Below are 18,513 nucleotides of genomic sequence, written 5' to 3'. Positions count from 1 at the left end.
TTCCTTAAATTCTTTGCTGTAACGTTTCATTGCGATCCCCTCCGTCTCTGTTCGTTCAGTTTAACAGATTTTTGGGGAATTTGCGACTGCACTTACAGGGTACTACTCCATCTTCCCCTATCCGCAATACCACCCGCCTTTTCCAAGGGGCTTACAGAGGGGAAAATCCCCGAAAATGACACCGAAACCATACACCAAACGCCGCCTATCCCGTTACCCCGATAGAAGCGGCAGAAAGGAGCCGCCATGCCGAGAATGAGCAAGAAGCGCAAGGAAGAATGGGCGTTCTTCCTTAACGAGCGCAACCGTATCACCTACAACCCCCTTTGCCGTAAGTGCCGCCGCACCTGCAAGCAGAGTTTCCGGGCTGTCATCATCGAGTGCCCGCCGTTCCTCTCCAAGCGGGCGAAGCCATGAAGCCGGACAGCACGCAGGAAACGCTCTATGTAGGGCTGGACACAGGCTTGCCGCCCTATCTGCCTTACCCCCGGTTCCTGCTGAAAATGGACATTTCCCAGACCGCCAAGCTGCTCTATGCGCTGTTGTTAGACCGTACCACCCTTTCCCAGAAGAACGGCTGGCAGGACGGCAGCGGCAGGACATTCATCGTCTATCCCATAGCGGAGATTGCCGACACGCTGGATAAGGGGCAGACCGCCATCAAAGCCGCCCTGAACGAACTGGACGCAGCTGGACTACTGGAACGGAAACGGACGGGATTTTCCGCAGCCAACCGCCTGTATGTGAAGCTGCCGCCATTGGTGCGGATTTCCGACCCTGTGACAGCCGGAAAAGCGACCCTCATAAGTGCGGAAAACCGACCCACTGATGGTCGGAAAAGCGACCTTATGACGGTCGGAAAACCGACCCCTAACAACCTTACGATAAACAACCTTACAGAGAGCAAAACAATGGGAGTGAGTGGAGAGCCGCACAAGCCGTTTGGCAGATATGAGAATATTTTTCTGTCAGAAGCCGAGTATGCGGAACTGGAAACCGAATACCCGGACAGGCTGGAACGGTTCATTGAGGAAATGAGCCGCTACCTTGCCGCCAGCGGGAAAACCTACCAGAACTATGCCGCCGCCTTACGGATATGGGCGGAAAATGACAAAAAGGCCGCCCCGAAACAGGGCATACCCGATTACACCTGCAAGGAGGGAGAAAGTTTATGAACAAAATCGAAGATATGAATATTTTACCCGATACCGAGCCGGAAAACGGCGATTACACAGGCGGGGACGGGCTTTTATACTGCGGCAAGTGCCATAAGCCCAAAGAAGCCTACTTCCCGGAGGGCAAAGCATTGTTTGGGCTTGACCGCCACCCGGCAGAGTGCGACTGCCAGAGGGCGCAGCGGATCAAGCGTGAAGCCGCCGAGCAGCGGCGCAGACACCTTGACACCGTAGAGGACTTGAAACGCCGGGGCTTTTCCGATACCGCCATGCGGGACTGGACTTTTGAGAACGACAACGGGCAGAACCCACAGACCGCCATCGCCCGCAGATATACAGAAAAGTGGGAAACCATGAAAGAGAAAAACATGGGGCTGCTTTTCTGGGGCGGCGTTGGGACGGGCAAAAGCTATCTTGCCGCCTGTATCGCCAACGCCCTCATGGAGCAGGAAATCCCCGTCCGCATGACGAATTTTGCCGCAATCCTCAACGACCTTGCCGCCAGCTTTAAGGGGCGCAACGAGTACATTTCCCGCCTTTGCCGCTATCCGCTGCTTGTCCTTGATGATTTTGGCATGGAGCGTGACACCGCCTACGGGCTGGAACAGGTTTACAGCGTGATTGACAGCCGATACCGCAGCCGCAGGCCGCTGATCGTCACCACCAACCTCACCTTGCAGGAAATCCAGAACCCAACCGACACCGCCCACGCCCGTATCTATGACCGATTGCTAGAAATGTGCGCCCCTGTCCGTTTTACGGGCGGGAACTTCCGCAAGGGCATGGCGCAGAGCAAGCTGGAAGAACTGAAAAAACTGATAAACGAGTGAAAGGAGCCGCCTATGACAGAAAAACAGCCAATCCGCACCCCTGACCGCCGCCCCGACTGCGTGACGGAAATCCGCATAGGGAACTCCGTCCTCGTGGTGTCCGGTTTTTTCAAGCAGGACAGCACCGAAACCGCCGCCGACAAAATGGAAAAGGTGCTGCAAGCCGAAGCCGCTACACAAAAACCGGCGATTTGACCGGGCATAAAGAAGCAGATTTGACACTTTTGCCGCTATACAGCCAGCCCCCGCCTGTGGTACAATGAAGCTACGGAATAGTGGGGCTGGCTGTCGGAAACGGAGGATTTTATGATAAGACAAGCCACCCAAAACCTAATCACCGCCCTTTATCCGAGATTGTCCAAAGACGATTTGCAGCAAGGCGAGAGTAATTCCATATCGAACCAAGAGTTACTATGTAGAGGGTGGTTTCTCCCACCTAATACATATGACTGCGGCTCATTTGTGGTGAATGGAACAGCAGTTGTAGGAAAGGAGTAAAAAAGCCCTTATAACCGCTAAAAAACAACACCAAAAGGAGCTGATTCTTATGAAATCTCTATTTGAAGAAATGGGCGGCACTTACCGTCAGGAGGGTGATTATCTTATCCCGAACCTTGCGCTGCCGGACGAACCAGAATACCAGATCGGCAAGTACGGGCGTATGCGTCGCAGCTATCTGAAAGAACATCGTCCAGTTCTCTATGCAAACTTGCTCACAAGCGGAACGCTGCATCGTCACCTTGCCGAGATCGACCAAGCCTGCAATGAGCGCATGGCAATCATCGTTTCTGATATGGCGAAGCAGGAGGGTGTGACCGAAGCACTCAAGGCCGCCGAGCAAATGGAATGGGTGCGCCGCATGAACAGCATCCGCAATCGTGCGGAGGAAATCGTTCTGACCGAGCTCGTATATGAATGACAAATGCCCGTTATTGGCTGTACGGCCGATAGCGGGCATTTCTGCGTTTTAATCCTTTTCCTCGGTGCTGGCTACAAGTCGGTCAAAATCGCTCTGATACTGCCGATCCTGAATGACACGGTATTTCTCAAATTCGCTCTCGGCAAAGGCTTTTGCAATGGCTGCTGTCACTTTTCCTTTATGATGCAGCACTTCTTCCTCGTTGAACTGCAAAAACGCATCCAGCCGTGCGACCCAATCCCGCATATACATGATGTTTCCACGGCGTGCCTGCCGCTCGGCATAATCAAGATACATCGTGACGATCTCGTTCAGGCTTCCTATCTCGGTTTCGTCCAAGTAGTTCTTCGCTATCACAACATCGGATTTTCGGATTCTGCCGCCCGGTGCATTTTTCCATGTTGTCAGGCCCATATTCGGTTTCGTGCTGTCTGCCCGGTCGTAGATGATCTCCGCTGCGGTGTGCTTTGTAATTGCGTAATGCAGTTTGTTTTGTACGGTGGCGAAAAATTCTTTTGTCACAGGGCTGTCCACGTCATAGTCTGCGCTGCATTGGGAATAGATATCCGTGATTTTCTGATAAAAGCGCCGTTCACTGGCGCGAATATCACGGATGCGCTCCAGCTGTTCCTCAAAATAATCCTTCCCGAAGAAGTTCTGCGGCTCTTTCAGGCGCTCATCGTCCATGACATAGCCCTTGATAATATACTCCTTCAATATCCTGTTTGCCCATATGCGGAACATGGTGGCCTTTTTGGAGTTCACCCGATAACCGACCGCAATAATCGCATCCAGATTATAGTACCGTGTGGGATATTTTTTCCCGTCTGCCGCAGTTGTTTCCAAAACGGAAACAACTGAATCCTCCATCAATTCACCGGATACAAAGATATTCTTCAGGTGCTTTGAGATGGCCGCTTTCTGCACCTCAAACAGCTCCGCCATCTTTGCCTGCGTCAGCCATAAATTCTCCTGATATAGCAGAATTTCAACCTTGACATCGCCGTTATCGGTCTTGTAAAACAAAATTTCTCTTGTCTCGTATGGGGTAAGTGCCATATTCTCATCCATTCTCTTTATCCTCCCGGCTCTTTGCCCGTGTTTTATAGACATTATACTGATTCTTGCACCGGGCGCTGCAAAACGCGGAGTTGGCCCGGCTGCCGAGGAATACCTTCTGGCAGTGCTTGCACAGCCGCAGGGGTTTTGTATCGTCCACCAGCATAAAGCTGAACATCATCTGGATGCCCAGCAGCAGGGAATGGAAGTCCCAATAGATGGTCGGTTTCTCCAGCAGTTCGATATGATAGGTAGGCGCAATGCCGCCGAAGGCAGCCATGGCCTTGCGGTAAAGATTTCTTGTGTCCTCATCAATGCTGTCGTAGTCGTTATAGTACAAAACAGAGGTAGTCAGCGTGAACGCCCAATCCTTGAACTGCTGCGCCACCCAATCATACGGTTCTGCATATTCCCGCTGGAAGCTCATGTTCTTTGCCATCGGCTCATCCATGAAGGTCATGGTCAGGGCAATCATCATATTATCCCCGGAAACATTCCAACTGGATTCCACGCCTTTTTTCACTACATCCAATTTGTCAAAGGGATAGAACAGGGCAAGGTAGTCCTCTGTTGCCATGCTTTCTTCCTTGATGAAGTGATTCTTCGGCAGATAGACTGCCTCATAGTCCATAAAGGACGGCGTGGTGGGCAGCGCCGTCATCAGCCCCAACAGACCATAATGGGTCACAAAAGCCAGAATTGCCTTTTCCACCTCATCCTCCGGGCTGCGGTTCATCATCAGCATCCCTACGTTCAGCGCCTCCAGCACCATCTCGGAGGATTCCTTCAGCGGGTTATAGACATCGGGCTTTGCCGTCTTTTCCGGCGTGATATAGCGTTTCCCGTCCTTACCGGTCTTGATCTCATAGCGGTCATACCGCACCCAATGGGAACGGGACTGCGCAAACAGATTATTCATAACGCTGTTCCTCTCAATTCGTAATCCATCTATATATTAACCATATTACCATTGTATCAACCGTCCTTGACATCGTCAAGGGCGGCTTTCTTTTTTCTCGGTTTTGTTTTGTTCTCCCGGCGGATCACGGCATCCTTGCCCATGGTTTGCATCGACGCTTCATATTTCTCCATGAATTCGCGCTCCCGCAGGGTAATGCTGTAGTCCTTCTCCAGCTTTTCACTCAGATGCTCATACATCCGCTTTTGCAGCTTTTTTTGAATGGTCATCCGCAGCTTTCGGATATTCCGGTCGGATTGTCCACGGATGGCTGCAAGCCTTGTGGTGCTGTATTGCTTGACAAACAGGTAATACAGCACCTCCTTCTGCTCATCACTGAGGGTGAAAAAGAGCTTGGAGAGAAAACGGTTCGCAGTCAGCTCGTGCAGCTCGTAGGGGCAGGAGAAGATGATGTCGAGAAAATTTCCCTGACAGAGCTGGCGGAACCTCGGCAGATTCATCCAGAAGGGAGCAATCTTCGGATCAGGTACAGCCTGAAACTCCAACGGAACATCCCCGCGCAGGTTTTCGTGGTCACGCTCCCGGCGCTCCCGGTTCCTGTCCAGCTTGTTCCACTCGTCTACCACAGTCAAAAAATCCGATTCTGTCCGGGCTGCTTCCTCTAAACGCTTCAACGCCTCTGCACGAATTTCCCGCTTGAGTCGTTTTTCGCTGGTGGGCGCGGCTTCTTCCTCCTCGTCCTCCAGCTCGGTATCATAGTCTCTGGGATGCTCGTCCTGCTCCAGCTCGCTTTCCAGCTCAAGAGTACGTTCCTCGGTAAGCGCTTCCTCCAGCGTCTCGTCCACCGGCGGACCGTCAGACGCATCCTCCCAATCGGCAAAGCTGTCCGCATCCATTTCAAGGTCGTTTTCCTCTATTTGCTCCTCGGTATCTTCTTCCTCATCGGAAAAATCATCATCCAGCAGCAGTTCATCCTCCCATGGTTCCACGGCAGCTTCACCTCCCCGAAAAAATATTTTTCTTTTTTTCAAAAACAGTTCCGATTTACACCCCTTATTTCTCCTATTAGTAGATGGAGTAATCTTATAGCAGAATACACAGATTACTTTTGGAATCGCCAGCGAAGAAAAGGAGGATATGGAGCATGAAAAAGCAGCAGAAAGACACGGTTGGCTTACAGCCAACGGAACCAACCACATTATATCAAAAACCAACCAATCACGCAAGGAGGATGCCTATGGAGCAGAACAAACGAGAACAGTTTATCATTCGCCGGATCGGCGGCACCACCTACAAGGTCAGGGTCGTGTTCAACGAAAGCGGCGGCGAGACCATGGAGGATAAAATTTTGCGGATTGTACGCAATGATATGGTTACAAACGACGGAACCTATGGTATAATGGAGACACCACAAATGAGCCGACAGTCTGAAAGGAGCGCATCATGAGTGCGAAACAGACTGAAAGCAAAATCACCGCTCTCTATGAGCGGCTGTCCCGCGACGATGACAACGCCGGGGACAGCAATTCCATCGTGAATCAGAAAAAATACCTCGAAAGCTATGCCCAGCAAAGGGGCTACACCAACTGTCGGCACTATACCGACGACGGCTGGAGCGGCGGCAACTTTGAGCGTCCAGCGTGGAAGCAGCTCATCGCGGATATTGAGGCAGGCAAGGTTGCTCATGTGATCGTCAAGGATATGAGCCGGGCGGGGCGAGACTATCTGCAAACCGGATTTTACACGGAGGTATTCTTCCGGCAGCACGGCGTTCACTTTGTTGCCATCGCCAACAGCGTGGACAGCGATGACCAGAACAGCAATGAATTTGCCCCCTTCCTCAACATCATGAACGAATGGTATCTGCGCGATCTGAGCCGCAAGCAGAAAACCGCCATTCGTGTCAAAGGGGAATCCGGCAAGCCTACCACCAACTGCGCCATCTATGGCTACAGGAAAGACCCGGAAAACAAATACCATTGGCTGATCGACGAGGAAGCCGCCGCCGTGGTGCGCCGCATTTTCCGCTTGACCATTGAGGGCAAAGGCCCATACGATATTGCCCGTATTCTTTTTGAGGATAAGGTGGAAACACCTGCTGTGTACTTCGGCAAGCAGGGCAAGGGCATCTGGAAAAGCAAAGAGGAATTTTCCAATCCCTATAACTGGAGCGGCTATGTCGTGGGACAGATCCTCTCCAAGCCGGAGTATATGGGGCATACGGTGAATTTCCGCTCCCACAAGCAGTCCTATAAAGATAAAAACGCCGTGATGAATCCCAGGGAGGACTGGCTGATCTTCGAGAATACCCACGAGGCCATTGTGGACAGGGAAACATGGGAGCTTGCACAAAAGCTCCGCAAGACGCCCAAGCGCATCGACACGCTGGGTGAAGCGAATCCGCTGACCGGCCTTTTGTACTGCGCCGATTGCGGCGAGAAGATGTATAATCACCGCTCCAAAGGCGGCACAGAGAACAATCCCTATCCATCTGACTTCTTCGATTGTTCCTCCTATACCCTCGCCCGCCAGAAGCGTACCGCCGCCTGCTGCGGCCACTATATCACGACCAAGGCCCTGCGCACACTGATTCTGGACACCATCCGCACGGTCAGTACCTTTGCGATTTCCAATCAGGCGGCGTTCATGGAAAAGGTGCGCTCCGCCTCCCAGCTCCGGCAGACGGAGGCGGCCAAGGACGCCAAGCGAAGGTTGAGCAAGGACAAAAAGCGCATTGCTGAGCTGGACACCATCATCAAAAAGCTCTATGAATCCTTTGCCGTCGGGCGTATCACCGATGAACGCTTTGACAGTCTGCTGGCAGATTATGAAGCGGAGCAGAAAACGCTGCAAGCCTCTGTCGCAGAAGCAGAAGAAAAGTGCTGAGCAATTTTGATAGTACTAAGTTTAAAGAGGGAACGGACATTAAAAGAGCCGTGAATGTTATTATCTGGACCATGGAAGGCTTCGCAGCCAAAAAAAAGGAAGAGATAAGAGAAAGCCCTATAACCGATCTTGATTTTGATGAAATCCTATTGGAACTGGATATTTATTTTAAATTATTAAAAGACTGTTTCTATAAGTAAAAAGGAGGAATTTGGTATGGGAAATATGGTCAAAAGTTTTAAAGATTTGACTCCTGACCTTCAGGCATTTGCAGGAGGAAAAGGCGGTATGCTTTCTAGGATGTTTCAGGACGGGTATCCTGTTCCTGAAGGTTTTGTCGTTTTACCGTCAGCTTTTCAGAAGGAGAAGCTGAATGCGGAAGCTTGGAATGAGATAAGGGATTATCTGAATACCATTAGGAAGAAGCATGAGGGGGCGCTGTTTGCAGTAAGGTCATCCGCTTTAAGTGAAGATTCAGCACAGGCTTCATTTGCAGGAGAGTTTGAAACTGTTCTTAATGTTAAAACAGATAAAGAAATACAGGAAGCAATCTATACAGTTTTTAGATCAAGAGAGTCGGAGAGAGTAAAGGCATACAGTTCTGTTCAAGGAATGGAACAATCTCATCAGATTGCTGTGGTAATTATGCTTATGGTGCAGTCTGAAATTTCGGGCGTATTGTTCACTGCTGATCCGATTACCGGCAGTCACACAAGCATGACAGGTAATTTTGTCTATGGATTGGGAGAGCAGCTGGTATCCGGGGAAGCCAACGCATATCCTTTTAAACTGATGAGGCCTAAAGGAAAATATGAGGGCCCAGAGGATTTTAAAAAGTATGCCTCAGAACTGTATAAGTACGCTGCTAAGCTTGTGAAGGAATTGGGATATCAACAGGATATTGAATGGGCTGTTGCAAAAGGGAAATTATATATGCTTCAAGCAAGGCCTATTACAACCCAGAAGACAGGTAATCTGGATACCTATGAATTGAATGATACTTTGGATGGAGATTACCTCTGGACCAATACCAATGTGGGTGAGGCTATGACCGATGTTTTTACTCCGCTTAGCTGGTCTGTGATAAGAGCGCTTGATGAGGAGCAAATGGTAGTTCCCGGATATTATTTATTCTCCGGTAATATCTGCGGAAGGATGTACTCCAATGTAAATATGGCTTTGTCAATATATCCGGCCTTTGGTAAGGACTATAAACCCGTGCTTAAAAAAATGAATGATATATTTGGACAGATGCCTGAAGGAATGAATATTCCGATTTATCCGTTTTCGGGGTTAGGATTAATAAAAGCAATGATGCCGGGAATAATGAATACCTTAAAAAAATCGAAGGAAGTTACGAAAGCAATGCCGCATTATTTTACGGATACGCCAAACTGGTGCAGAACAATGAAGGAACGCACTGAAGGAGCAAAGACGAATAAAGAATTACTGAACTTATGGAAGGAAGAACTTTGGCCTTATAACTGTAAGGCTTTGTGGGTTACCCGTTTCGCTCCCCGAAAAAAATTGACGGGATTATTTAAATTAAATGAAGAACTTCCAAAGCTTTTAGGGAAGGAAGACGCAAATACACTGCTGTCGAATTTAAGGGGAAGTTCTGAACTTGAAAGTCTTGGTCCGGTTATCGGGATATCAAAGATTATTAAGGGGGAATCGAGCCGGGAGGAATACCTTATGAAGTACGGTCATAGAGGTCCTCATGAGTTTGAGATATCCATACCTGATCCTGCTGAGGATAAAATTTGGCTTGAAAAACAGATAGAAGAATTTAAAAAGTCTAATATTGATGCTGAAGAACTTCTGAAGAAGCAGCATACCCAATATGAAAGAACGTTAAAAAAGCTTGAGGATCGTTTTCCGGGCAAAGCAAAAAAGATCAGCAAGCAAATTGCCGATGCTTCTGAAGGCAGCAATATAAGAGAAGCTGCCCGTTCAGAATGGACCAGAGTTTTCAGGGTTAACCGTGTTTTTGCACTGAAAGCGGGAGAACTCACAGGAATTGGAGACGATGTATTTTTCCTCTACATGGATGAAGTTCTGAATTTGCTTTCCGGAAACAAATCGGCGGTGAAGCATATTCCTGCCAGACGCAAAACCTTCGAAAAATATAAGACGCTGCCTCCATTGCCATCAATGATCCGTGGAAGATTTGATCCATTCAAGTGGGCAGAAGACCCAAATAGAAGAGTGGATTATTATGATCCGACTTTAACAACTGTTAGTGCGTCTGACTCTGAAACACTGAAAGGCTTTGCTGGCGCAACAGGCAGGATAGAAGGAATTGTGCGTGTTTTGACCAATCCGGAGGATGGGGAAAACTTTAAGCAGGGTGAAATATTAGTAGCATCAACCACGAATGTAGGCTGGACCCCTCTTTTCCCTAGAGCTGCAGCAATCATTACCGATATAGGAGCACCCTTGTCCCACGCTGCTATTGTAGCCAGAGAACTTGGTATACCTGCTGTTGTGGGATGCGGCAATGCTACCACACGACTTAAGACAGGGGACAGAGTACTTGTTGATGGTGGTCAAGGAGTTGTGCATATCTTGGATTGAACAACTGCTGTTGTCCCTAAAGGAGCTTCCTGTATGATTCAAATATAGGGACGCGAAAGAAAGCAGGTGAAAGAAAAGATACCTCACTGTAATATAAGGTTTGCTGACCCACGACAGTTAGCAAATCCATTACAAGAGAGGTATCTAAGATGAAGTCTACCACACAAAACGCAAAGATCGCAGCTATAACTGAAAAAACTTTGATCATTGGCATTGACGTAGGAAGTGAGACACACTTCGCACGGGCATTTAACTGGCGGGGATACGAGTTCTCCAGGAAACCGCTTGAATTCAGTAACACGGAGGAAGGGTTCGAGACGTTCCGGATCTGGATTGAGGAGCTGAAGGAAAAGCACGAAATGGACAAGGTAATACCGGGCATGGAACCAACAGGCCATTATTGGTTCAATCTTGGGAAGTTCCTGCAGGATAACAGTATGACTCCAGTGCACGTAAATCCACATCATGTCAAGAAATCGAAGGAACTGGATGATAACAACCCGGACAAGAATGACCGCAAAGATCCGAAAGTAATAGCCGGTCTGGTAAAAGACGGAAGGTATTTCCGGCCGTATATCCCGGACGGGGTCTATGCAGAGATCAGGGCATTATCAGGACTGCAGGTGCTCGCACAGAGCGAGATCACAAGGCTGAAGAATCGGATCGCCAGATGGTTCAGTATCTACTTCCCGAATTATAAAGACGTTTACGGGAATGTCGGTGCGGTGAGCGGTCTGATGGTTCTGAAGGCAGCGCCACTGCCGGAAGATATCGTAAAACTTGGTGTGGACGGTGTAAACCGGATCTGGAGGGATGCGAAGTTAAGAGGCGTCGGATTAAAGAGGGCTAAGACCCTGGTAGCAGCGGCGGAGCACAGCATCGGGAGCCGGGAAGCACAGGAAGCAGCCAGGATAGAACTGCAGATCCTGCTCTCAGACTATGAGATGCAGACAGCACGGGAAGCAGAATTGATGGCACTGATCGAGGAAAAGATCATAGAGGTGCCATACGTAGACAAGCTTCTGGAGATCAGGGGCGTAGGCCTGAAGACGGTGATCGGGTTTGTAGCGGAAGTCGGGGACATTACGCGTTTCGATGATCCCAGACAGCTCCAGAAGCTGGCCGGATACGCAATCGTCAAGGACGAATCCGGAAAGCACAAGGGAGAAAGCCACATTAGCTACCGCGGCAGAAAGCGACTGAGATATGTGCTGTATGAAGCGGCAGTCAGCGTGGTAAGCCACAGTCCGGAATTTAAGTCGATCCATCAGTATTACACGACAAGGGAGAAGAATCCTTTAAAGAAGATGCAGTCAATGATCGCGGTGGCATGCAAGCTGATCCGGGTGTTCTACCTGATCCTGCAGACCGGAGCGACTTATGATGCGGCAAAGCTGATGGGGGATATCCGGAGACCATTGGCGGCATAAGCAGCCGAAAACAACAGAGCAACTACTGCTTGCGGCCAGAGCCGGGGATCTGAACCACATCAGGGATCCGGTTCCGGTCACAAGCAGGAGACCGGCTCCCTTATGGGAGTGACGAAGGAAGAAGTTCATCAGGGAAACGTCCGCCGAAAGGTGCTGGTGAGCGGGAGCTGGAGTCAGCAAACAACAAAGAATGAGCCAGTAGTCGGCAGGAATTTATTCCATAGGGCACGACCCTGATGAGGAGCTAAGCTGACACCCTGGTTATGGGCAGGCGGAACGAAGGAAGTGAGGACCCATCGGGGAACCGAAGGTGATCCTGGTAGATACGGGAGGTGCGCTGCCATAGAGGGAAGGGTTATACAACGGCCATGAATATCAGGATAAATGACGTTCTGGTTCGTATACCCAAAACACCTCTATTCTCGTACCCGATACTCAGAGATGCCCACCCTTACGGCTCATTCAGTAGAGGTATACCGTTGAAAAATCCTTGATTTTCAAGAAAAAATCACTTGACATTATAGGGAGGATTTTTCACATGACGGATACGGAAAAGAAATTGTTGCAGGCACAGCACCGGTTAGAGGAAGCGCAGGCGCGGGATCGTGTCAAGGAGCGAAAAGCGAGGACACGCAGGCTCATTCAGGAGGGCGCGATTCTGGAAAAGGTGCTGCCGGAAGTGCGGACGGTGGAGCTGCCTGCGCTGGAGGATTACCTGATGCAGAAGCTGCCGCAGCACGATTGAATTCGCTGGGAGGTCTCCGGGAAACCGGGGGCCTTCCTCTTTTTTCTCCCGAAGGGCTCCCGAAGGGCGCACTTACTCACCACCCGAAGGGGCGGTGGTACTTGCCGTTGGCAAGCCGTGCGCTCTGCGAGGCAGATGCGGCTGCTGCGGCAGCCTCCAGACAATGCCACAGCACCTGCGGGCGCTGCTGTCATCGTCTGCGCAGACGGCAAATTCCCTGCGACAGGCGCAGAGAATTGGGGGTAGAAATTCTCTACCCCTGTTGCCGCCTGCCTACGCAAACCTGCCACCGGCAGCTTTGCCGCAGAGATGGACGGGCGTTCTGCCCGTCCATTTTCTCTTTTACGAAAGAGAAACAGAAAAAAGAAAACGAGGTGAACGAACGATGGCAATTTATCATCTGGAGGCAAAGGTGGTCAGCCGGGGCGCAGGGCGCTCCGCCGTGGCCGCCTCTGCTTACCTAAGCTGTTCCCGTCTCTACAACGATTACGATGGGATACAGCACGACTATACGAAAAAGCAGGGGCTTGTCTGGCAGGAGGTGTTTCTGCCGGAATACGCCCCGCAGGAATGGAAAGACCGGGAACAACTCTGGAACGCCGTAGAGGAAGTGGAGACTGCCAAGGACAGCCGGTTGGCGCGTGAATTCGTCGTTGCCCTGCCCATAGAGTTGAACCGTGAGGAACAGATCGAACTGCTGCAAGATTTTATCCGGGAGCAGTTCGTATCAGACGGAATGTGTGCCGATGCTGCCATTCACGACACGGATGGTCACAATCCCCACGCTCACATTCTGCTGACGGTGCGCCCGCTGGATGAACGAGGCAAGTGGCAGTACAAGACAGAGAAGGAATATCTCTGCATGAAAAACGGCGAGGAACGGGGTTTTACTGCCGCTGAGTTCCGGACAGCGCAGAATGATGGCTGGGAGAAGCAATATCCCTACAAAGTCGGCAAAAAGAAAGTGTATATGGTTCCTTCCAAGGCTGATGCACAGGGGCTTGTCCGGGCTGACAAGCATCCCAAAAGCACCCGCTACGGCAGACAGAATCCCATCTCTGAACGCTGGAACAGTGAGGAACAGCTTGCGTTATGGCGGGCGGCATGGGCGGATGTGTCCAACCGCTATCTGGAACGCGCCGGGCGGGAGGAACGCATTGACCACCGCAGCAACGCCGCACGGGGATTGGATAAGATTCCTACCATTCATGAGGGCGTGGCAGCGCAGGCGTTGGAGCGCAAGGGAATCATCTCCGACCGCTGCGAGATCAACCGGCAGATCAAGGCCGACAATGTGCTGCTGCGGGAGTTGAAAGCCGAAGTCAAGAAGCTGGCCGCACTGGTCGCCCGTACTGTTCCCGCCATTGCGGAGGGGCTGGAGAAGCTGCGCAGCCGTGTGATGATCTTCTGTTATCAGCTCTCTCATATTCGCAGCGGCAAAGCGCATATTCAAAAATCCCTTGCCGTATGGAAGCCGGAGCTGGAGCGTTACACCGGTCTGGTGCAGCAGATCAAGGAAAAGAGCAAGGAGCGCAAAGCGTTGGTTGCTGAGAAAAAGGAATTACCAGTATATCATGTGAAACGGCACAAGGCGCTGGCTGTCTGCATAGCCGAGCTGACGGAGGAATTGGAGGAACTGCGTTCCGAGAAGGCGCTTCTTTTGCAAAAATTTGAGTATGCGGAGGATGCAGGCGCAGAGGCGTTCCGCAAGGATATTGCCACCATGGAGGCCGGTCTGAAAAAGATAGAGGCGCAGGAGCAGAAATACTCTGCCGAGTTGGATAAGGCGCTGGCTGAATATGACGAGCTGAAAGCGCAGGCTGCGGATTTTGACCCGGTGGAGCTATACAAAGCACGGCAGGTCATTCGCCCTGTGCAGGAAAAGGCAGCAGAACAGCAGTTAGAGGATGCCATGCATGAGAAGCCATCTCTTATTATGCTGCTCAGTGCCAAACAGGAAACATCCCGCCTACTCAGAGAGGACCTGGAAGAACGGCAGGTGCGGCAACTCATTATGCACAGAAATCAAGAGCAGCACCAAAATTCTCACAGTAAACAAAAAAGAAATGACCCTGAGCGGTAATCGTGCAAAAGGCGGCGGCTCATACGTGCCGCCGCCTCTGTTAAAAAGTTGGTGTCAATCGTCGAAATCCTCAAATTCAGCGGTACTTTCGTTCCCGTGCTTAGCCAGCCATCCTTTCAGCGGACATGGCTTATCCTCTTCCAGATAGCCATATACCATGTGCGCAAGCAAGCCAAGAACGCCCGCACCGAAAACGAATTTCAGAAAGCCTCTGCACTTGCAGTGCTTCTTTTCACAACAGTCATGATTTGCCATCTTCATATTCATACCTCCATCAATTATGGTTTTCTTCCGCCCAGAGCTTTTCGGCTTCAGGCTTCCAGCAATCGGCATAGGCCTTGCACTTCTCGCACAGATGCTCGGCGCTTTCCGGAGCTTCGAGGTCGGTGGAGTGCGCACCGCTCTCTGCCACCATTTTCGGCAGCAGCTCCGGATTTTCCAGCATGGGGCAGGGCCGCAGGTGGTTGCCGTTGAAGGGCTGTCCCTTGCGGTAGAGTTTGAACAGCGGCTGCTGCAAGCACTCCAAAAAGCTCTTGTCTCGGATATTGGCGCTGGAATAGTGGATGAACACGCAGGGCTCCACATCGCCTGCGGCGTTGATATGGCAGTAAATTCTGCCGCCAGCTACGCATCCGCCTGCAAACTCGCCGTCGTTCTGGAAGTCGATGCAGTACAGCTCCTTGCCGCCGGTAAGCCCGCGGATCTCGCGGACGCGGTCTTTCATATACGCTCTTTGCTCCGGTGTCAGCAGTAGGGAGGTGTCAGCGTTCAGGCCAACGGGCATATAGTGGAAATACCACGCAAAAATGCAGCCCTTGGAGATCAGCAAATCCAAAAACTCGTCGCTGGTGACCACCTTGTAGTTCCGGCTGGTGTAGCAGATGGACACGCCGAAGGGGATGCGGTGGCTGTGCATCAGGTCCATGGCGTCCAGCGCCTTCTGGAAGTGACCCCGCCCACGGCGGCCGTCGTTGGCCTCCTCAAAGCCCTCCACGCTGATGGACACGAAGAAGTTGCCCACCCGCAGCATCTCCTGACAAAATTCCTCGTCGATGAGGGTACCGTTGGTGAAGGCGTGAAACGCCATATCCCGGTGCTTCTCGCATAGGCGGATGATGTCTTTTTTTCGCAGCAGCGGCTCGCCGCCGGTAAAGAGGCAGGCATGGGTGCCTAATTCCTTGGCCTCTGTCAGCACACGATCCATTTCCTCGAAGGTCAGGCTCTGCTTGTGGCCGTACTCCGCCGCCCAGCAGCCGGTGCAGTGCATGTTGCAGGCGGAGGTGGGATCCATCAGGATCAGCCAAGGTACATTGATGTCGTACTTGGCGGCATTCTCCTGCGCTGTCTGATAGCCCCGGAAACCGCCCTCGTATGCCACATTGGTCAGGAAGGTTTTGAGAATGTAGGGGTCGTTCTCCCGGATAAGCCGCTGGGTATAATGTGCCCACTTCCCATCGGGGTTTTCTGCGATCATCCGCAGCGTCTTATAGGAGTTATCACTCCATGTGCCCTTGTGGATCTTCTGGATCATGTCGATGAGCTGTTCGGCAAGGTCGCCTACATCCTGCGTCTGGCCCTTTTTCAGCATGGAATCCAGGATCGTTTCAAATGCCTTGCGTTCGGCTGCATGGGAGATTTTTTCGGTGAGGCTCATAGTTCATTCGTCCTTTCTGTTGTATGTCAATTTTCGTGCGTTGTGTGTTTTTTTCGATAGAAATGAAATGCGATGCAGGAGAGCAGCATTGCTGCAAGTTCAATGCCTGCCGCAGTAAGAAATTGAGGGGAACGCACATCCGAAATACTCATGCCCATAATAGGGAACAAAATACAGGTCGGTAAGAAACCCAGCAGACAGGCTGGAAGATACGCCCGGTACTTCACCCCTACTGCCCCCATATATGCGCTGACTACATCAGCAGACAGGATGCCCAGCAAGCGGACGATCAGAACGAAAAAGAAATCACTGCCGCCGCGAAGATCGTGGAGCATGGCGGACTTCGGCCAGCGATGCAGAATATACTGCACTGCTTGACTGCCCAGCTTTTTCCCCAACCAATAGGGAATACTGACCATGACCGCTGTGCCTGCGATGTTTACCGCGATTGCCACGGGCAATGGAAACAAAATGCCGCTGGCAGCATAGAGCAGGCCACTATACAAAAAGATGCTCAGACTTTTCACCGCAAACAGCATCCATAATACTGCTGCGGCTAAAATTGGCTGCTGGGGTGTATAGCTCAAAATGCCCTCCAGCGTAAACTCATCTTTATGCAGCAGACATACTGCAATGATCGTGAACCAAACCAATGCAAGCAGGCATTTGGCGATTCGTATCCGCCGGTTCTCCGGCGATGTGTTACTCGACTTGTGCATGAACGGACTTCTTTCCGGGTAGAGAAGCCATTGCAGCATGGATAAAAGCGGGGTGACGGCCTTTATCCAGTGCAAATACGACAGCGTAGGCCGCAGCTCCTGCCGTTTCAATCATCATATCGCCCATTGTGTCGATCAAGCCAATATCGATATAGCCCTCCAACGGTTCTCCATTGACGATGACGCTGTCAATTTGGTCGATGCTGCCGATCACGCCGGTGGCCTCGCCTAAGTCGTAAGAATGGATGGCGTGAATGATTGTGTCCCGATGCATATCCATGCCGAACCAGCGATCCATGCCAAATTCGTAGAATTCCCATAGTGCAGAAACAGATATGGAGAACATTAACGCGAAAAGCACACGCAGCAGACGGTCATTCTCGTACTTCCTGTTTATCACCACAGGGAGATAAGAACCAAGCAGGGCAAAAACCACACCGCCGCATAGATGCAGCAGTTTATCCCAATGCGCAATGAGATAGTACAGCTTGTAAATCCGTCCTGACATAGAGGCCAGCAGGTAAAGCAGGCTGAACACAAACAGCGTATCAGACATCCGGTAGCCGAAAGCCTCAAGGATATACGGTACTGCCACACCGATGCCTACCAGCAGGCACACAAGCGCATCGGACGCCGGCCCTGAATGCAGAGAGCGCAGCATGGAGTACAGTACAAACAGCTCACATACTGTCCAAAACCACACACGCCAGCGCGTCTGTTCAGCTTGAATACTTAGCTTTACCTTCTGCATTTCTGTTACCTTTCTGCCAGCACCTCTGCGCAGGCCGACGCACGATAGGTAGTTACATCGGGAATTGTTTCTCCGTCGTTCTGAAGTGGGGCAGGACGGTCAAACTGCACCGTGATCTCCTGACCAGTCAGAACTTCCACTACATCCGTATGCTTGATATGCTCTCCCTTGAAAATAGAGGGAAAGACAGCCAAGGCTTTCAGCTTACCGGGACTGCGGAACACCATAACGGATAGCTGCTTCGGCTGCACAAGACGATCCTGCTGCGGCGTCGGGATCATACCGCCGCCGTAGTAACGCCCGTTCATGGTCGGAGCCAACCAGACATGCTTGTATGTGTGCTTTACGCCATCCACTGTGACAACGGCGGAGGTGGGTTTATAGTGGAACAGCAGGCCTTTTATGGCGATGGATGTATAATTGACCGGCTTTGTGGAGCGCTCCCGCTGGCGGTCGCCCTCCAGACAGCAGTAACCGTCAATGCCATAGCCGATGCCGTTGAGGCAATAACGGCGTGTGCCGTTCACATACACCGACGGCAGCTTTTGAAGGTACTGGTTAATGGGGCGAGGTGTGTCACCTGCTTTTCCTCCGATGTCGGTGAGAAAATCATTTCCACTGCCGGTAGCGAAATAATAGATGTTCCGCTCGATGATACCGAAGAACGACAACACCAAGCTGCTCATTACCACAGCCGCACAGCAGCTTCTTGCAGGAAAGACTACGTTGGCTGCTCTGCGAGCAGAGATGACACGACTCGCCTCAC

The 18,513-nt window shown here is 51.2% G+C and carries 20 protein-coding genes; 12 read left to right on the top strand and 8 right to left on the bottom strand.

Annotated features, from left to right (window positions below; genetic code table 11):
* Nucleotides 1-246 precede the first annotated feature (246 nt).
* The 5 genes from ACTQ34_RS15060 (at nt 247) to ACTQ34_RS15040 (ending at nt 2,924) form a co-directional block, all read left to right on the top strand.
* Nucleotides 247-417: a hypothetical protein gene (locus ACTQ34_RS15060; protein WP_441364511.1), complete on the top strand. Its 171-nt coding sequence runs from the start codon at nt 247-249 to the stop codon at nt 415-417.
* Nucleotides 414-1,175, top strand: coding sequence for a replication initiator protein A (locus tag ACTQ34_RS15055; RefSeq protein ID WP_320841037.1), 762 nt, complete (start codon nt 414-416; stop codon nt 1,173-1,175). The genes ACTQ34_RS15060 and ACTQ34_RS15055 overlap by 4 nt, the downstream gene beginning before the upstream one ends.
* Complete coding sequence (locus tag ACTQ34_RS15050) at nt 1,172-2,005, top strand: ATP-binding protein (RefSeq protein ID WP_441364510.1); 834 nt, start codon at nt 1,172-1,174, stop codon at nt 2,003-2,005. The genes ACTQ34_RS15055 and ACTQ34_RS15050 overlap by 4 nt, the downstream gene beginning before the upstream one ends.
* A gap of 12 nt (nt 2,006-2,017) precedes the next feature.
* A complete protein-coding gene (locus ACTQ34_RS15045) occupies nt 2,018-2,200 on the top strand; it encodes a transposon-encoded TnpW family protein (RefSeq protein ID WP_320841035.1) in 183 nt (60 codons plus the stop codon).
* A 352-nt stretch (nt 2,201-2,552) separates the two neighbouring features.
* Nucleotides 2,553-2,924 carry a TnpV protein gene (locus ACTQ34_RS15040; protein ID WP_441018345.1) on the top strand — a complete coding sequence of 124 codons (372 nt, stop codon included), beginning with the start codon at nt 2,553-2,555 and terminating at the stop codon, nt 2,922-2,924.
* Between the two features lie 48 nt (nt 2,925-2,972).
* On the opposite strand, the gene ACTQ34_RS15035 is transcribed toward ACTQ34_RS15040, so the two are convergent.
* Genes ACTQ34_RS15035 through ACTQ34_RS15025 form a run of 3 tightly spaced genes read right to left on the bottom strand, consistent with a single transcriptional unit; the run spans nt 2,973 to nt 5,891 of the window.
* Nucleotides 2,973-3,995 carry a virulence RhuM family protein gene (locus ACTQ34_RS15035; RefSeq protein ID WP_441018347.1) on the bottom strand — a complete coding sequence of 341 codons (1,023 nt, stop codon included), beginning with the start codon at nt 3,993-3,995 and terminating at the stop codon, nt 2,973-2,975.
* Nucleotides 3,988-4,902 (bottom strand): hypothetical protein, encoded by a 915-nt coding sequence (locus ACTQ34_RS15030; protein ID WP_441018349.1) that lies wholly within the window; start codon nt 4,900-4,902, stop codon nt 3,988-3,990. Before ACTQ34_RS15030 ends, ACTQ34_RS15035 begins: the two co-directional genes overlap by 8 nt.
* A 56-nt stretch (nt 4,903-4,958) precedes the next feature.
* Nucleotides 4,959-5,891 (bottom strand): sigma-70 family RNA polymerase sigma factor, encoded by a 933-nt coding sequence (locus tag ACTQ34_RS15025; RefSeq protein WP_441018351.1) that lies wholly within the window; start codon nt 5,889-5,891, stop codon nt 4,959-4,961.
* Nucleotides 5,892-6,046: 155 nt separating this feature from the next.
* Between ACTQ34_RS15025 and ACTQ34_RS15020 the strand changes: the two genes are divergently transcribed.
* From ACTQ34_RS15020 to mobQ, 7 genes are all read left to right on the top strand, one after another.
* On the top strand, nt 6,047-6,349 hold the full coding sequence (locus ACTQ34_RS15020) for a transposon-encoded TnpW family protein (RefSeq protein WP_441210657.1): 303 nt from the start codon (nt 6,047-6,049) through the stop codon (nt 6,347-6,349).
* Complete coding sequence (locus ACTQ34_RS15015) at nt 6,346-7,788, top strand: recombinase family protein (protein WP_441364509.1); 1,443 nt, start codon at nt 6,346-6,348, stop codon at nt 7,786-7,788. The genes ACTQ34_RS15020 and ACTQ34_RS15015 overlap by 4 nt, the downstream gene beginning before the upstream one ends.
* Nucleotides 7,782-7,988, top strand: coding sequence for a hypothetical protein (locus ACTQ34_RS15010; protein WP_441364508.1), 207 nt, complete (start codon nt 7,782-7,784; stop codon nt 7,986-7,988). The genes ACTQ34_RS15015 and ACTQ34_RS15010 overlap by 7 nt, the downstream gene beginning before the upstream one ends.
* Nucleotides 7,989-8,004: 16 nt before the next feature.
* Complete coding sequence (locus tag ACTQ34_RS15005; RefSeq protein ID WP_441210663.1) at nt 8,005-10,365, top strand: PEP/pyruvate-binding domain-containing protein; 2,361 nt, start codon at nt 8,005-8,007, stop codon at nt 10,363-10,365.
* 149 nt (nt 10,366-10,514) lie between these two features.
* On the top strand, nt 10,515-11,795 hold the full coding sequence (locus ACTQ34_RS15000) for an IS110 family transposase (RefSeq protein WP_441019519.1): 1,281 nt from the start codon (nt 10,515-10,517) through the stop codon (nt 11,793-11,795).
* A gap of 538 nt (nt 11,796-12,333) precedes the next feature.
* A complete protein-coding gene (locus tag ACTQ34_RS14995; protein ID WP_441019518.1) occupies nt 12,334-12,540 on the top strand; it encodes a DUF3847 domain-containing protein in 207 nt (68 codons plus the stop codon).
* 385 nt (nt 12,541-12,925) lie between these two features.
* The gene (gene mobQ, locus ACTQ34_RS14990; RefSeq protein WP_441019517.1) at nt 12,926-14,623 is read left to right on the top strand and encodes a MobQ family relaxase; all 1,698 of its coding nucleotides are present in this window, start codon (nt 12,926-12,928) and stop codon (nt 14,621-14,623) included.
* A gap of 54 nt (nt 14,624-14,677) precedes the next feature.
* On the opposite strand, the gene ACTQ34_RS14985 is transcribed toward mobQ, so the two are convergent.
* The 5 genes from ACTQ34_RS14985 to ACTQ34_RS14965 form a co-directional block, all read right to left on the bottom strand.
* Nucleotides 14,678-14,884: a hypothetical protein gene (locus tag ACTQ34_RS14985; protein ID WP_441019433.1), complete on the bottom strand. Its 207-nt coding sequence runs from the start codon at nt 14,882-14,884 to the stop codon at nt 14,678-14,680.
* A 13-nt stretch (nt 14,885-14,897) separates the two neighbouring features.
* A complete protein-coding gene (locus ACTQ34_RS14980) occupies nt 14,898-16,277 on the bottom strand; it encodes a radical SAM protein (RefSeq protein WP_441019432.1) in 1,380 nt (459 codons plus the stop codon).
* Nucleotides 16,278-16,303: 26 nt separating this feature from the next.
* Entirely contained in the window at nt 16,304-16,996 is a 693-nt protein-coding gene (locus tag ACTQ34_RS14975) for a TVP38/TMEM64 family protein (RefSeq protein ID WP_441019431.1), read from the bottom strand.
* A complete protein-coding gene (locus ACTQ34_RS14970) occupies nt 16,980-17,747 on the bottom strand; it encodes a hypothetical protein (RefSeq protein ID WP_441019430.1) in 768 nt (255 codons plus the stop codon). Before ACTQ34_RS14970 ends, ACTQ34_RS14975 begins: the two co-directional genes overlap by 17 nt.
* Before the next feature lie 5 nt (nt 17,748-17,752).
* Nucleotides 17,753-18,513, bottom strand: a 761-nt coding sequence (locus tag ACTQ34_RS14965; RefSeq protein ID WP_441364507.1) for a diacylglycerol/lipid kinase family protein, incomplete at its 5' end; no start/stop codon positions are given.

Source organism: Agathobaculum sp. LCP25S3_E8, assembly GCF_052117165.1.
Lineage (GTDB): Bacteria > Bacillota > Clostridia > Oscillospirales > Butyricicoccaceae > Agathobaculum.
This window is presented reverse-complemented; position numbering and strand designations above follow the sequence as displayed.